This is a genomic window from Kitasatospora sp. NPDC002522 (assembly GCF_053595195.1).
In genome coordinates, this window is the sequence record NZ_JBSFXE010000040.1 from 1 (window position 1) to 14,695 (window position 14,695).

The 14,695-nt window shown below is 72.6% G+C and carries 9 protein-coding genes and 1 pseudogene; 2 read left to right on the top strand and 8 right to left on the bottom strand.

Annotated elements, in window-relative coordinates; translation table 11 throughout:
• Positions 1-139: 139 nt before the first annotated feature.
• Positions 140-1,087, bottom strand: a complete 948-nt coding sequence (locus ACWD4U_RS27720; protein ID WP_363458376.1) for a sigma-70 family RNA polymerase sigma factor — start codon at positions 1,085-1,087, stop codon at positions 140-142.
• Positions 1,088-1,238: 151 nt separating this feature from the next.
• Between ACWD4U_RS27720 and ACWD4U_RS27725 the strand changes: the two genes are divergently transcribed.
• A complete protein-coding gene (locus ACWD4U_RS27725; protein ID WP_363458374.1) occupies positions 1,239-2,273 on the top strand; it encodes a hypothetical protein in 1,035 nt (344 codons plus the stop codon).
• Positions 2,274-2,352: 79 nt separating this feature from the next.
• On the opposite strand, the gene ACWD4U_RS27730 is transcribed toward ACWD4U_RS27725, so the two are convergent.
• Together ACWD4U_RS27730 and nrdR are read right to left on the bottom strand one after the other, a co-directional pair.
• The gene (locus tag ACWD4U_RS27730; RefSeq protein ID WP_363458372.1) at positions 2,353-5,229 is read right to left on the bottom strand and encodes a vitamin B12-dependent ribonucleotide reductase; all 2,877 of its coding nucleotides are present in this window, start codon (positions 5,227-5,229) and stop codon (positions 2,353-2,355) included.
• A gap of 156 nt (positions 5,230-5,385) precedes the next feature.
• Entirely contained in the window at positions 5,386-5,862 is a 477-nt protein-coding gene (gene nrdR / locus ACWD4U_RS27735; RefSeq protein ID WP_363458370.1) for a transcriptional regulator NrdR, read from the bottom strand.
• A 478-nt stretch (positions 5,863-6,340) separates the two neighbouring features.
• Here nrdR and lexA point away from each other — a divergent pair.
• A pseudogene (gene lexA, locus ACWD4U_RS27740) lies at positions 6,341-7,012 on the top strand (transcriptional repressor LexA); the annotation flags it as partial.
• Positions 7,013-7,082: 70 nt separating this feature from the next.
• Here the strand turns inward: lexA and ACWD4U_RS27745 are convergent.
• From ACWD4U_RS27745 to ACWD4U_RS27765, 5 genes are read right to left on the bottom strand one after another with little or no spacing between them, the layout of a single operon-like run.
• Positions 7,083-9,170, bottom strand: coding sequence for an ATP-dependent DNA helicase (locus ACWD4U_RS27745; protein ID WP_363458369.1), 2,088 nt, complete (start codon positions 9,168-9,170; stop codon positions 7,083-7,085).
• A 13-nt stretch (positions 9,171-9,183) separates the two neighbouring features.
• Positions 9,184-10,959 carry an IucA/IucC family protein gene (locus tag ACWD4U_RS27750; RefSeq protein ID WP_449787332.1) on the bottom strand — a complete coding sequence of 592 codons (1,776 nt, stop codon included), beginning with the start codon at positions 10,957-10,959 and terminating at the stop codon, positions 9,184-9,186.
• On the bottom strand, positions 10,940-12,343 hold the full coding sequence (locus ACWD4U_RS27755) for a lysine N(6)-hydroxylase/L-ornithine N(5)-oxygenase family protein (protein WP_363458367.1): 1,404 nt from the start codon (positions 12,341-12,343) through the stop codon (positions 10,940-10,942). Before ACWD4U_RS27755 ends, ACWD4U_RS27750 begins: the two co-directional genes overlap by 20 nt.
• A 6-nt stretch (positions 12,344-12,349) precedes the next feature.
• Positions 12,350-12,898 (bottom strand): GNAT family N-acetyltransferase, encoded by a 549-nt coding sequence (locus ACWD4U_RS27760; RefSeq protein WP_449787333.1) that lies wholly within the window; start codon positions 12,896-12,898, stop codon positions 12,350-12,352.
• The gene (locus ACWD4U_RS27765) at positions 12,895-14,655 is read right to left on the bottom strand and encodes an IucA/IucC family protein (RefSeq protein ID WP_363458365.1); all 1,761 of its coding nucleotides are present in this window, start codon (positions 14,653-14,655) and stop codon (positions 12,895-12,897) included. The genes ACWD4U_RS27760 and ACWD4U_RS27765 overlap by 4 nt, the downstream gene beginning before the upstream one ends.
• Positions 14,656-14,695: the final 40 nt, after the last annotated feature.

A 14,695-nucleotide genomic window follows, 5' to 3' on the forward strand; every position in this document is an offset into this window, starting at 1 on the left:
GTCGATGTGCTGTGGGCGATGCTGCGTGACAAGAGGCTGTTCACCTCCGCCCCGTCGGTCACGCAGACGGCTTGACACGATCATTGAGATTCCCTTCGGTTGGGTGCTCACCGGTACGTACCGGCGGCCCCCGCCGAACTCATCGCGGCTGCGCGGAATTCTCCCCGGGGATCTCACCCGCGATCTCCAGCGGAAGCCCGAAGCCCGCGAAGCCGCGCGGGTCCGCGAAGACCACGTTGTCCGTGACCAGCCCGTCGACCACGGTGAGCACCTGCAGGCTGTGCAGGCGCAGCAGGGGGCCGGCGGGCGCGTACGCGGCCAGTGCGGGCTGTCCGTTGGCGGTGAGCTCGCGCATCGCCCAGCCGGCGCCGCGCATCGCGAAGACCCGCTCCATGAACTGCCCGTAGTACCCGCGGCCCCGGTACCAGAGCGGCACGGGCGGCATCTCCAGCACGGCGTCCTCGGCCAGCAGCCGCACCAGCGCGGGGACGTCCGCCGCCTCGAAGGCCAGCAGGTAGCGCTGGACCACGGCCCGCACCTCGGGGTCGTCCGGCTCGCGCAGCCGGTCCGCGTCGCCGACCTCGGCGACGGCGGCGCGGGCGCGCTGCAGCGCGCTGTTGACGGCGGCGACGGTGGTGTCGAGCTGCCCGGCCACCTCGGCGGCGGAGAACGCCAGCACCTCGCGCAGCACCAGCACCGCGCGCTGACGGGCCGGCAGGTGCTGCACCGCGGCCACCCAGGCGAGCCGCAGGTCGGCCCGCCGCTCGACGTCGAACCGGGCGTCGGGGAACGGCTCCAGCCACGGGACGTCGCCGGCGGGCGTGAGCGGCACGTTCACGTCCTCGCTCGGCGCGCCGAGTCCGGACGGCAGCGGGCGCCGGGCCCGGCCCTCCAGCGCGGTGAGGCAGACGTTGGTGGCGATCCGGTACAGCCACGTCCGCACCGAGGCGCGCAACGGGTCGTACCGCTCGCGCGCCTTCCAGGCCCGCAGCAGCGTCTCCTGCACCAGGTCCTCGGCCTCCTGGAAGGAGCCCAGCATCCGGTAGCAGTAGGCCGTCAACTCACCCCGGTAAGGCTCCAGTTCCATGCCCGCAATGATGCCGCACGGGTCGGACGCCGACGGCCTGGACGCGCCTCCGTGCTGCCGCGTCGGCCCGGCCGCGCCGCGGCACCGGGCTGTCCGCGCGGCCCGGTAGGGTCCCGGCCGAGGCTCGCAGGTGACAGTCGAAGGAGTTGCGTTGGCGCGCACCACCCCGCCCCGGCCGGTCGACATCGCGGCCGTCTTCCCGGAGTTGGCCCCGCTGGCCCGGCAGGCGGTGCGCCTGCACCCGCGGCCGGGCGAGCCGACCGTCCACGACAGCTCGGTCGGCGGGCCGCTGCTGTGGCCTGCCGACGAGGAGTGGCCGGTCTGTACGCAGGAGCACGAACACCACGAGCTGCCCGTCTCGCTGGACGACGTCCGCAAGAGCCGCGCCCTGCTCGAAGCGGCCTGGCGCCGTCCTCGCGGTCCCCGCGAGAACCTGCTCGACCCCGAGCAGGAGGCCTACCTCGACCGGCTCGAAGCCGGGCATCCGGCGAACGACGGGCCCAACGCGCTGCTTCCGGTCGCCCAGCTCTACCTGCGCGACGTACCGGGGCTGGTCGGCCCCGAGGGTGCGGGCGTCCTCCAGGTGCTGTGGTGCCCGCTGGGCCACGACCACGGCCTCCCCGCCGCGCACCTGGTCTGGCGCGGCTCCGCGAACGTCGAGGAGGTGCTCACCGATCCGCCGCAGCCCGCAGACGTCGAGCACTACGGCAACTACGTGCCCGAGCCGTGCCTCCTCCACCCCGAGGTCGTGACCGAGTACCCGGCACCCCACGAGCTGCCGGAGGAACTCGCCGAGCGCCTCCACGACTGGGGTCTCGGCGTGTGGGCCGCACAGGACCCGGACGAGGAGCGGAGCCCCGGAGGCGCCTACTACCAGTACGAGCACTCCGTCGCCCCCGGCTGGAAGATCGGCGGCTGGGGCCCGTGGAGCTTCAGCGACCCCCGGCCGATGAACTGCGAGGTCTGCCAGGCCGAGTACCGGCCGCTGCTCACCGTCAGCTCCGGCGAGTGGGACGGCGGCAGCCGCAGCTGGATCCCGCTGGAGGACCGCGAAGACCCTCCCGGCCCCACCGGGCTGCGCACGCCCTCGGATCCGCCGATGGTGCAGATCGGCCGCAGCTACAGCATGCAGATCTACGTCTGCCCGACCTCCTTCGACCACCCGCATCTCGAGAACATGCAGTGAGGAGCCGGCTGACGCTCCGTCAACAGGTGTGTCCCCCCGGCGAACAGCACGCCGGGGGGACACACCTGGTCAAGCAGGCTCAGCTGCAGCCGCTGGTGGAGCCGCAGCCCTCGCAGAGGTAGCAGCTGCCGGCGCGGCGCATCTTGGTGCCGCAGGAGAAGCAGAGCGGGGCGTCGGCGTTCAGGCCGAGGCGGATCTCCGCGAGCTCGGTCGAGTTGTGCGCGGCCGGGGCGGCCTTGGGCTGCTCGACGAGCGGCAGGGCGACGTGCGGCTTCGCGGGGGCGAGCGGCGCGGACTGCGCCAGCGCCTCGACGTCGACGTCCTCCTCGATCGGCTCGTAGGAGCCGGTCTCCAGGTGCCGGGTGCGCTCCTCGACGGAGTGGATGCCCAGCGCGGAACGGGTCTCGAAGGGCAGGAAGTCCAGCGCCAGGCGGCGGAAGATGTAGTCCACGATGGACTGCGCCATCCGCACGTCCGGGTCGTCGGTGAGGCCGGCCGGCTCGAAGCGCATGTTGGTGAACTTCGAGACGTAGGTCTCCAGCGGCACGCCGTACTGCAGGCCGACCGAGACGGCGATGGAGAAGGCGTCCATCATGCCCGCGAGGGTCGAGCCCTGCTTGGACATCTTCAGGAAGACCTCGCCGAGGCCGTCGTCCGGGTAGGAGTTGGCGGTCATGTAGCCCTCGGCGCCACCGACCGTGAAGGAGGTGGTGATGCCGGGCCGGCCCTTGGGCAGGCGCTTGCGGGTCGGGCGGTACTCGACGACCTTCTCGACGGCCGGGGCCGCGACCGGCTCGGCGACCGCCGCCGGGGCCTTGGTCTTGGCCGACAGCGGCTGGCCGACCTTGCAGTTGTCGCGGTAGATCGCCAGCGCCTTGACGCCGAGCTTCCAGGCCTGGAAGTAGATCTCCTCGACCTCTTCGACGGTGGCGTTCTCCGGCATGTTGACGGTCTTGGAGATCGCGCCGGAGATCCACGGCTGGATCGCGGCCATCATCCGCACGTGGCCCATCGGGGAGATCGACCGCTCGCCCATGGCGCAGTCGAACACCTCGTAGTGGGCGGCCTTCAGGCCGGGCGCGTCGATGACGTTCCCGTGCTCGGCGATGTGCGCGACGATCGCCTCGACCTGCTCGTCCTGGTAGCCGAGGCGGTTCAGGGCGCGCGGGACGGTGCCGTTGACGATCTGCATCGAGCCGCCGCCGACCAGCTTCTTGAACTTGACCAGGGCCAGGTCGGGTTCGACGCCGGTGGTGTCGCAGTCCATCATCAGGCCGATGGTGCCGGTCGGGGCGAGCACCGAGGCCTGCGCGTTGCGGAAGCCGTTCTGCGCGCCGAGCCGGACGACGTCCGCCCAGGTGGAGTTGGCGATCGCCCACACCGGGGTGTCCAGGTCGTCCAGCGGGGCGACCGCGGCCGAGGCGTCCGCGTGCTGCTTCATGACCCGCTGGTGCGGGGCCGCGTTGCGGGCGTAGCCGTCGTACGGGCCGACCACGCCGGCCAGTTCGGCGGAGCGGCGGTAGGCGGTGCCGGTCATCAGCGAGGTCACGGCGCCGGCCAGCGCGCGGCCGCCCTCGGAGTCGTAGGCGTGGCCGGTGGCCATCAGCAGCGCGCCGAGGTTGGCGTAGCCGATGCCGAGCTGGCGGTAGGCGCGGGTGGTCTCGCCGATCTTCTCGGTCGGGAAGTCGGCGAAGCAGATGGAGATGTCCATCGCGGTGATGACCAGCTCGACGACCTTGGCGAAGGTCTGCGCGTCGAAGGAGTCGTCGTCGCGCAGGAACTTCATCAGGTTCAGCGAGGCGAGGTTGCAGCTGGAGTTGTCCAGGTGCATGTACTCGGAGCACGGGTTGGAGGCGTTGATCCGGCCCGACTCGGGGCAGGTGTGCCAGTGGTTGATCACCGAGTCGTACTGGATGCCCGGGTCGGCGCAGGCCCACGCGGCCTCGGCCATCTTCCGGAACAGGCCCTTGGCGTCGACGGTCTCGATGACCTCGCCGGTCATCCGGCCGCGCAGGCCGAAGCCGGTGCCGTTCTCCACCGCGGTCATGAACTCGTCGTTGACGCGGACCGAGTTGTTGGCGTTCTGGTACTGGACGGAGGTGATGTCGTCGCCGCCCAGGTCCATGTCGAACCCGGCGTCGCGCAGCGCGCGGATCTTCTCCTCCTCCTTCACCTTGGTCTCGATGAAGGCCTCGACGTCCGGGTGGTCGACGTCCAGCACGACCATCTTGGCGGCCCGGCGGGTCGCGCCGCCGGACTTGATGGTGCCGGCCGAGGCGTCGGCGCCGCGCATGAAGGAGACCGGGCCGGAGGCGTTGCCGCCGGAGGAGAGCAGCTCCTTGGAGGAGCGGATCCGGGACAGGTTCAGGCCCGCGCCGGAACCGCCCTTGAAGATCATGCCCTCTTCCTTGTACCAGTCGAGGATCGACTCCATGGAGTCGTCGACGGACAGGATGAAGCAGGCGGAGACCTGCTGCGGCTGCTGGGTGCCGACGTTGAACCAGACCGGCGAGTTGAAGCTGAACACCTGGTGGAGGAGGGCGTGCGTCAGCTCGTGCTCGAAGATCTCGGCGTCGTCCGGGGTGGCGAAGTAGCCGTGCTTCTCGCCGGCGGCGCGGTAGGTCAGCACCACCCGGTCGATGATCTGCTTCAGGCTCCGCTCGCGCTGCGGGCTGCCGACCGCGCCGCGGAAGTACTTGCTGGTCACGATGTTGACCGCGTTCACCGACCAGAAGTCGGGGAACTCCACGCCGCGCTGCTCGAAGTTGATCGAGCCGTCACGCCAGTTGGTCATCACGACGTCACGGCGCTCCCAGGTCACCGCGTCGTACGGGTGGACCCCAGGGGTGGTGTAGATGCGCTCCAGCCGCAGACCCGCCTTGGCGCCCTTGGCGGCGCCCTTCGCGGACTTCTCCGACCTCGAACCGCGTGCGGAACCGCTCGTCGTGTCCGTCACTGTCTTGCTCCTCCTCCTGGGCAAACGCCCGAAGTGCCCTGAAAAGTCCGGGCACCGCTGGTTCGTTCTCCTGGTGTGCGGGCAGCCGGAAGCCCGACCACGGCGCACGGGTGACACAGGGTGTGATGCTGCGAAAAAACGACCGGTGGGCCGTGCTCAGGGCACGGGCACCGGTTCGGGGGCGACCGGCCGCTCGGAGCGCAGCTCCGCGATCGCGGCCTCGAAGTCCTCAAGGTTGTCGAAGGCCCGGTAGACGCTGGCGAACCGCAGGTACGCCACCACGTCCAACTCCTTCAGGGGGCCGAGTATGGCCAAACCGACGTCGTGCGTCGAGAGTTCCGCACTGCCGCTCGCCCGGACGCACTCCTCGACCCGCTGCCCGAGCTGGGCCAGCGCGTCCTCGGTGACCGGGCGGCCCTGGCACGCCTTGCGGACGCCGGAGATCACCTTCTCGCGGGAGAAGGGCTCGGTGACGCCGCTGCGCTTGATCACCATCAGGGTGGCGGTCTCCACCGTGGTGAAGCGCCGACTGCAGTCGGGGCACTGGCGGCGGCGGCGGATCGAGCTGCCGTCGTCGCTCGCGCGACTGTCCACGACTCGGCTGTCCGGATGCCGGCAGAAGGGGCAGTGCACCTGGAACTCCCTCCCTGCGACACGACGGCGAACAACTCGAAACACTCTACCTGAACACAAGACCTGTGCCCGACCCAGGACACTAGCCACTAGATCTTGTGTGCGGGGTGCGCCACGCCGGTCGGACGCGCCGGAATCGGAGACAGCTCCCGGCGACACCCCATAGACTGTTCGAGTCGAACATGCAATCGACTTACACCCGGAGGCTTGATCAAGTCAGCCAACCTCGAATAAATTCACTCGAACGTGTGTTTGGCGCAACCTTTCGATAGGGGCACCAGTTGAGCTGGGCAGATGGAGCACCAGTCGAAGGGTCGCCGCGATGTCCACCCCCAGCGTCATCCACACCGCCGAAGCCAAGACCGCCATCCCGGTGCAGGAGCGTTCCGCGCGCACCACTGACCAGGAGAGCATGGATCAGACCATGAGCCGTAGTCAGCCGATCGAGGAATCCCCGCTCGGCGTGCCCACCCCCGTCGTCCGCTCCCTCCCCGGCCGGCCACCCGGCATCCGTACCGACGAGGCCGGGCTGACCGAGCGTCAGCGCCGTGTCATCGAGGTGATCCGCGACTCGGTCCAGCGTCGCGGCTACCCGCCGTCCATGCGGGAGATCGGCCAGGCGGTCGGGCTCTCCTCCACCTCCTCGGTCGCGCACCAGCTGATGGCCCTGGAGCGCAAGGGCTTCCTGCGCCGCGACCCGCACCGGCCGCGCGCGTACGAGGTCCGCGGCGTCGAGGTCGCCCGCCCGGCCGCGGCGGAGACGGCGGGCCGCCCCTCCACCTCCTACGTCCCGCTGGTCGGCCGGATCGCCGCCGGCGGCCCGATCCTCGCCGAGCAGACCGTCGAGGACGTCTTCCCGCTCCCCCGTCAACTCGTCGGCGAGGGCGAGCTGTTCGCGCTGACGGTCAAGGGCGACTCGATGATCGAGGCGGCGATCTGCGACGGCGACTGGGTGACCGTCCGCCGCCAGCCGGTCGCCGAGAACGGCGACATCGTCGCCGCGATGATCGACGGCGAGGCGACGGTCAAGCGGCTGAAGCGCGAGGACGGCAAGATCTGGCTGATGCCGCACAACGCGGCGTACGAGCCGATCCCGGGCGACAACGCCACCATCCTCGGCAAGGTCGTCGCGGTCCTCCGCCGCTTGTAGTCACGGAAGGCACCCCACAGCAAGATCGGCCCACGGAGAATGGTTCTCGCCGTGGGCCGATCTTGCTGTGCTAGCGCGGCTTGACGGGCGGCGCGGAGGCGTCGATCGCGGCGAGCGACTTGCGGACCTGGTTGCGGTCGGTGGTGTACCAGAAGTCCGGCATCGAGGAGCGGAAGAAGCCGCCGTAGCGGGCGGTGGCGAGGCGGGGGTCGAGGACGGCGACGATGCCGCGGTCGTCCGCGGCGCGGACCAGGCGGCCGGCGCCCTGCGCCATCAGCAGCGCGGCGTGCGTGGCGGCGACCGCCATGAAGCCGTTGCCGCCGCGGGATTCGACGTCCTTCTGCCGGGCGCTCATCAGCGGGTCGTCGGGGCGCGGGAACGGGATCCGGTCCATGACGACGAGCTGGCAGGCGGAGCCGGGGACGTCGACGCCCTGCCAGAGCGAGAGGGTGCCGAACAGGCAGGTGCGGGCGTCGGAGGCGAACTCCCGGATCAGCTCGCCGAGGGTGTCCTCGCCCTGCAGCAGGATCGGCAGGTCGAGTCGCTCCCGCAGGGCCTCCGCGGCGGCCTGCGCGGCCCGCATCGAGGAGAACAGGCCGAGCGTGCGACCGCCGGCGGCGCCGATCAGGTCGGCGAGTTCGTCGAGCATCTCGGGGCGGTCGGGTTCCCGCCCGGGCGGCGGGAGGTGGCGGGCGACGTAGAGGATGCCCTGCTTGGGGTAGGTGAACGGGGAGCCGACGTCGAGGCCGCGCCAGTAGGGCGGGGCGTCCTCGCCGATCTCGGCGGTGGGCCCGTCGGGGGTGCGCTGGTCGGGCAGCCGGGTCTCGCCGGGCAGGCCGAGCGAGGTGGCGACGCCGTTGAAGTCCCCGCCGAGCTTGAGGGTGGCGGAGGTCAGGACGACGGAGCGCTCGCGGTAGAGGGTCTCGCGGAGCAGGCCGGAGACGGAGAGCGGGGCGACCCGCAGCGAGGCGGTGCCGAGGCCGAAGCGGTCGCTGCGCTCGATCCAGATGACGTCGTACTCGGATCCGGTGAGCAGCCGGTCGGCGGTCTCGTGCAGGGTCTCGGCGGAGGCCATCGCCTGCTTGCGGACGGCGTCCTCGTCGCTGAGGCCCTTGTCGCGGGTCTCGCCGAGCGAGGTGATGACCTGCCGGCAGGCGTCGCGGATGCCCGCCACCGCGTAGCCGAGGTACTCGGGGAGCTCCTCGACCTGGCCGGGCTGGGCGGTCTCCATCAGGCCGTGGAAGTTCTCGGCGGCGGCCTGCAGCGCGTCGACGGCCTTCTCGTTGGCGAGCTTGGCGGCGCGCTTGACCGCCCGGTTGACCGCGCCGACGGTGAGTTCGGCGGTGGCCGCGCCGGTGACCCGGTTCACCAGTTCGTGCGCCTCGTCGATGATCAGCAGGCCGTGTTCGGGGAGGACGGGGGCGCCCTCGATGGCGTCGATGGCGAGCATCGCGTGGTTGGTGACGACCACGTCGGCGAGCTTGGCGCGCTCCCGGGCCTGCTCGGCGAAGCACTCCTGGCCGTAGGCGCAGCGGGACGCGCCGAGGCACTCCTTGGAGGTGACCGAGAGCTGGGCCCAGGCCTTGTCGGAGACGCCGGGGGTGAGGTCGTCGCGGTCGCCGGTCTCGGTCTCCTGCGCCCATTCGCGCAGCCGCAGCACGTCCTGGCCGAGCTTGCCGGTGGGGCCGCCGAGGGCGTCGACCGGGTCGAACAGGCCCTCGCCCTCGTCGCTCGGCGTGCCCTCGTTGGCGCGGTGCAGGCACAGGTAGTTGGAGCGGCCCTTGAGCATCGCGAACAGCGGGCGGCGGCGCAGCTCCGGGTGGAGCGCGTCGACGGTGCGCGGGAGGTCGCGCTCGACCAGCTGGCGCTGCAGGGCCAGCGTGGCGGTGGCGACCACCACCCGGTCGCCGTGCGCGACGGCGGGCACCAGGTAGGCGAGGGACTTTCCGGTGCCGGTGCCGGCCTGGACGAGGAGGTGCTCCCCGTCGTCGACGGCGGCGGCGACCGCCTCGGCCATCCGGACCTGCCCGGGCCGCTCCACGCCGCCGACGGCGGTGACGGCGGCGTGCAGCAGCTCCGGGATGCGGGAGGCGGGGACCGGGGCGGCGGGCTCGGCCGTGTCGGGGCCGCCGGGCAGGGGTGCGGTGTCGTTCGTCATGACGCCCCCCAGCCTACGGCGCGGGGGTGACAATCCGGTCCCGTTGGGCGGGCAGGTCCACTCCGGGGTGCAGCGGGTTGGCGACCTGGCCGTGCACGGCGGCGTGCGGGCGGTTCGGGCGGTCGCGGTAGCCGTCGAGGAGCAGCCGGTTGCGGTTCAGGCAGAGCCGGTCGATGGCGGGCGTGAGCAGGTCGAACAGCCGGTGCCGGTCGGCGAGTTCGGGGAAGCGCTGCTGGCAGGCGAGGATCTCCGCGCGCAGCAGCTCCCAGAACTCCTGCTCGGGCAGGCCGAGTTGCTCCTCGAGTAGCGGGGCGAGGTAGCGGTAGACCCCGATGAACAGGCCGGAGTGCAGGAACTGGCAGAGGTAGTCGGGGTGTTCGCGCAGCAGCACGTCGGCGACGTCGGCCGGCAGGTCGGCGAGTTCGGGCAGCGGGTGGGCGCTGATGTTGACGTCGTCGACGAAGTCCTTGACCGCGAGGCGGACCGGGACGTCGTGCTCGTCGAAGACCACGATGGCGTTCTCGCCGTGCGGGGAGAAGACGGTGCCGTAGCGGTACAGGAAGTGCAGCAGCGGCGGGAGCATGGTCGCGAACAGCCGGCCGACCCACGCGCGAGGGGTGAGGCCGGAGCGGGTGACGAGTTCGGCGGCGAGGGCGCGGCCGTCGGAGCCGGTCTGCAGCAGGGCGGCGAGGGTGCGGGCGCGCTCGCCGGGCTCCAGGTGGCGGCCGAGCGGTTCGCGCCAGATCGCGCCGAGCAGTTCCTTGTACTGGTAGGGCGCGTCGGGCAGGTCGCGGTAGAGCGGGTGCTCGACGGCGACGGAGGCGATCTCGCCGAGCAGGATGACCCGGCACTCGTCGCGCAGGAACGGGTCCCGGTCGCGCAGGCCGTGGATCCAGGCGGTGACGGCGGGCGCGGCGAGGGTGCGTTCGGTGGGCAGGCCGCGCCAGACCAGGGTGTTGAGGATGGCGAGCGGCAGTTTGACGGTGCAGCGGTCGGGGCGGCTGAGGTTGAAGAAGCTGCGGATGGACTGCTGGGGCAGTCGCAGGTCGCCGTCGCTGGGCAGCGGGATGATGGCGCCGCTGGCGATCCACGGCGCGAACAGGCCGACCACGGTCTCGTCCCACTGCCAGGGGTGCACCGGGAGCAGCAGGAACTCCTCGGCGCGCTCTCCGAGTTGGTCGCGGAAGCCGGGGTCGAGCTCGGTGTCGTAGATGGTCTCGTCGCCGCGGAAGGTGGCGAGGTCGCGGTGCACGGCGAGCCAGGGCAGCCGGCGGGGCAGCCGGGCCTCGGGGGCCCACTGGGCGGCGTCGGAGGCGGAGAAGCCGATCCGGCCCTTGTTGGGGACGATCCACGGGTGGCCGGTCTGCCGGCCTTCGAGGGCGACGTGGTCGAGGTCGGCGAGTTCGGCGGCGGTCAGCGCGGTGGCCTGGTGGTGGGCGTCGGCGATCAGCGTGGCGGTCAGCTCGCGGACCAGGTGGCCGGTGGTGTCGCCGCTCAACCCGAGGGTGTGCCTGGCCTGTTGGAGGAAGCGCAGCGGGTCGTCGCCGCCCTCGATGGACGCCGGGTCGACCCGCCAGCTTCCGTAGGCGCCCCGGCGGGCGGTGAACCGGTAGGCGGCGGCGGGCAGTTCGATGAGGTACCGGTCGCCGTCGGGTCGCGGGGCGAGCAGTTCCTCGTAGGCGAACTCGGCGAACAGCTTGGCGAGCATCGCCCGGCCGGCGGCCTGCCAGTGCTCGGGGGTGAGCTGTGGCGGCAGGTGGAGTTCGGTCTCAACGGGCGGCTGCGGCACGCTCGTTCCCTTCCTGGGGGCGCGGGAGCACGACGGTGGCGGGAGGTGCGGAGGTCGGGGCGGTGGGCGGGAGGAAGGTGGTCCAGGCGGTGCGCGGGGGCAGCGGGTGGAGGGTCTTGCCGGCGATGGCGTTGAGGATCACGGCGGCCCGGTGGGCGCCGAGTCCGAGGTCCGGGGTGCCGACACCGTGAGTGTGCAGCTCGGCGTTCTGGACGTACAGACCGCCGGTGAGTTCGGGTGCGACGGCGACCCGGTGGTCCAGGTCGACGCGGTAGCGGCCCTGCCCGTCCCACTCGATCAGGTCGGCGATCGGGTCGAGCGCGGGCGGCCGGACCGCGCGGTAGCCGGTGGCGAGCACCACGGCGTCGGTGCGGACCAGGTGGCGCAGCCCGGAGTCGCCGTGCCGGCAGTGCAGTTCGAGTCCGCCGCAGGGTCCCTGGGCGGCCTCGGTGACGGCGGTGCCGGGGAGGATCTCCACCGGGTCGGCGTCGATCGGGCGGCCCACGGTGCGCTCGTACAGGTGGTCGTGGATCTCGCCGAGGGTCTCCGCGCTGGCGGCCTTGTGCAGCTGCCACTGGGCGGGGACCAGCGCGTCGCGGACCGGCTCGGGCAGGCCGTGGAAGTAGCGGGTGTAGTCGGGGGTGAACTGCTCCAGGCCGAGCTTGGAGTACTCCATCGGGGCGAGCGCCCGGCTGCGGGTGAGCCAGCGCAGCCGGGTGCCGTCGCCGGCCCGGCGGCGCAGCAGGTCGAGGAAGACCTCGGCACCGGACTGGCCGGAGCCGACGACGGTGATGTCCCGGGCCGCCGCGTCGAGCCGGTGGCGCTCCGTCAGGTAGTCGGCGGAGTGCAGCACGGCGGGGTGGTGGCGCAGCGCGGCGAACGCCTCGGGGCGGGCGGGTTCGGTGCCGGTGCCGAGCACCAGGTTGCGGGCGCGGTGCAGCCGGCCGGCGGCGTGCACCAGGTAGAGCCGCTGCTCGGCGTCCCAGTGGACGGCGGTGACGGGGCTGTCGAAGCGGCAGTTGGGGAGCCGGTCCGCGGCCCAGCGGCAGTAGTGCTCGTACTCGCGGCGGGGCAGGTGGAAGCGCTCGCTGAAGTAGAACGGGAACAGCCGCTGCTGCTCGCGCAGGTAGTTGAGGAAGGACCAGGGGTTGGTCGGGTCGACCAGCGAGACCAGGTCGGCGAGGAACGGGACCTGCATCCGGGCGCCGTCGACGAGCATGCCGGGGTGCCAGCGGAACTCGGGCCGGGCGTCGAGGAAGAGCGCGCTGACCGCGTCGGACCGGTCGGCGAGCGCCGCCAGCGAGAGGTTGAACGGGCCGATGCCGACGCCGATCAGGTCGTACGGCTCGGACTGGCGGCCGGTCGTGTCGTCGTGGGGTGTCATGTCGTCCTAGGATTCGACGCGCTGACGGACCATCAGGGCAGCGCGTTTGTCGGGCAGGTCGAGCTCGGCGGCGCGGGTGAACCCGGCGGCGGCGAACGCCCGGACGGACGGCGTGTTGCGGACGTCCGGTTCGGCGAGCACCCGGGTGCAGGCCCGGTGGCGCTCCAGCAGCCGGGTGGCGATCGCGTCGAGCAGCAGGGCGCCGAGTCCGCGGCCGCGGGCGGCCGGGGGGCCGAGCAGCAGGTGCAGGCCGGTGTCGTACGGGCGGGCCGGGTAGTGCGCGGCGAGCGGGTCGAGGTCGGCGCGGTACAGCTCGAAGTAGCCGGTGGGCGCGCCGTCGAGCAGTGCGATCCGGGGCTGGCTGCGGCCGTCGCCGGCGAGCTGCGGGGCGAGGTGCGCGGCGGTGGTGGCGGGCGGGCCGGCCAGCTCCCACCAGGCGGCCACCGCCGGGTCGTTCATCCAGCCGGTGAGCAGGTCGAGGTCGTCGGGGAGCCGGACCGGCCGGAGCACGAGTTCTCCGGCCGGGGTGGGCATCGGGCCGAGGTCGGGTGTCACGCCCGGGCCACCGGGTTGTCGATCTCCACGTACACCGACTGGGTCTCCACCGGGCCGACCAGTTCGTCCAGGCCGTGCAGCCGGGTCAGCAGGTTGGCCTTGCAGCGCAGGGTCGGCGCGTCCAGCAGGTGGGCGGGCAGCGTCGAGCCGGTGGCCCGGGCGGCCTCGCCGGACAGGAAGCGGCGCAGCGCGGCGAGCAGCACCTGTTCGTCGGCGAGCCGCTGGGAGCCGAAGGCGCCGATCAGGCCGAGCACGTGGTTGATGCCGAGGTAGTAGGCGAAGCGTTCGTCGGCGACCGCGTCGGGGACGAAGGTGTCGCTGCGGGCGCCGAGTTCGGGCAGCCGGGCGTGCAGCCGGTCGGTGTGCGAGGCGCGGAAGTAGTAGCCCTGGTTGTCGCGGTAGCGGCCGCCGGTCGGCCAGCCCTCGGCGTCCAGCAGCACCAGGCTGTTCTGCTGGTGGGCTTCGAGGGCGATGCCGGCCTGGCCGTCCAGCCAGAGGATCGGCAGCACCACGGCGTCCAGGTACCGCAGGAACCACTCGGTGGCGACGGTCGGCCCCGGCCGTCCGGTGCGGGCCGCCAACTCTCCCAGGATGTTCGCGAGTTGCGAGGTGAGCCGGCCGATCGGCTGTTCGGCGACCAGCCCGGCGACGCACAGCGCCCGGTCGGCGGGCGTGAACGGCTGCTGCCGCAGCACGGTGTCCAGGCCGTTCGGGTCGCCGAGGGCCGGGTGGTCGACGCCGATCCAGGCCGGGTCGCGGACGATGTCGAAGCCCGGGTGGGCGGCGTGCCAGCGCTTGGCGAGCCCGGCGGTCAGCAGCCGGTGCACCTCGGCGCCGCGGTGCAGCTCCTTGCGCAGGTTCTCCCGGCGGGAGTTGGTGATCCGCAGGCCCAGCGACAGCTTGAGCATCCACGGGGTGCCGGGCCGGCAGACGGTGCGCACCGAGCTGGTCGGGTGCCAGGGCTCGCCGTGCTGGCCGAGGTCGCGCAGCAGGCCCGCGTCGAGCAGCTCGGCGACGGCCGGGCGCAGCGCCAACTCCCGGGCCTGCCACGGGTGCAGCGGCAGGACGGCGGTGCCCGCGGGCACCGCGCGGCCGTACAGCTCGGCGGTGAGCTGCTCGGCGGGCGTGCCGGTGGCGGAGTCGGCCGCCAGCAGCGAGCGGTCCACGGCCCACCAGTGCAGCTTGAACGAGCCGTGCAGTTCGGGCGAGTACGCGGCGGACTGGGCCGGGCCGAGGCCGTCGCGGCTCTTCGGGGTGGGGTGCAGCGGGTGGCCGAGCAGCAGCGACTGCTCGGCGCGCAGGAACGGGTCGGCGGGGGCGGTGGAGATCGACCGGCGGTGGGCGAGGATCTCCGCGGTGCGGCCCACCGAGTCGGCCACCCGGGCCGTCAGGTCGGCGAGTTGGCCCGGCTCGGGGCGTCCGGTGGCGCCCGCCACCAGGGCGGCGACGGTGACGGCGTCCACCGGGTGCTCGTCGGCGCCGGTGGAGACGGTGGCCGGGCCGAAGCGGTGCCAGCCGCACGCGGACCAGTGCGCCACCGGCGCGGACAGCTGCGCGGCGCCGCCGAGCACCGGGATGCGCAGCACCCCGCCGTCCGGGCGCGGGGCCGCGGTCTCCCGGGCCCAGCAGCGCAACAGGCTCTCGGTGGCGGCGTGTTCGGCGGCGACGGCCGGATCGGGGTCGAGCAGCGGGTCCGGGACGGGGTGCCCGGCGGCCGGCCGGGCAGCCGGGAGGACTCCGGTGAGGGTGGTGGCCAAATCCGCTCCTTGAGCCGCGCGATTGCCTTCAGGTAAGGGC

What these genes read in the sequence shown, in the direction of transcription:
- ACWD4U_RS27720 (WP_363458376.1), bottom strand. Translation starts at nt 1,087, where the DNA reads ATGGAACTGGAGCCTTACCGGGGTGAGTTGACGGCCTACTGCTACCGG.
- ACWD4U_RS27755 (WP_363458367.1), bottom strand. Translation starts at nt 12,343, where the DNA reads ATGACACCCCACGACGACACGACCGGCCGCCAGTCCGAGCCGTACGAC.
- ACWD4U_RS27745 (WP_363458369.1), bottom strand. Translation starts at nt 9,170, where the DNA reads ATGACGAACGACACCGCACCCCTGCCCGGCGGCCCCGACACGGCCGAG.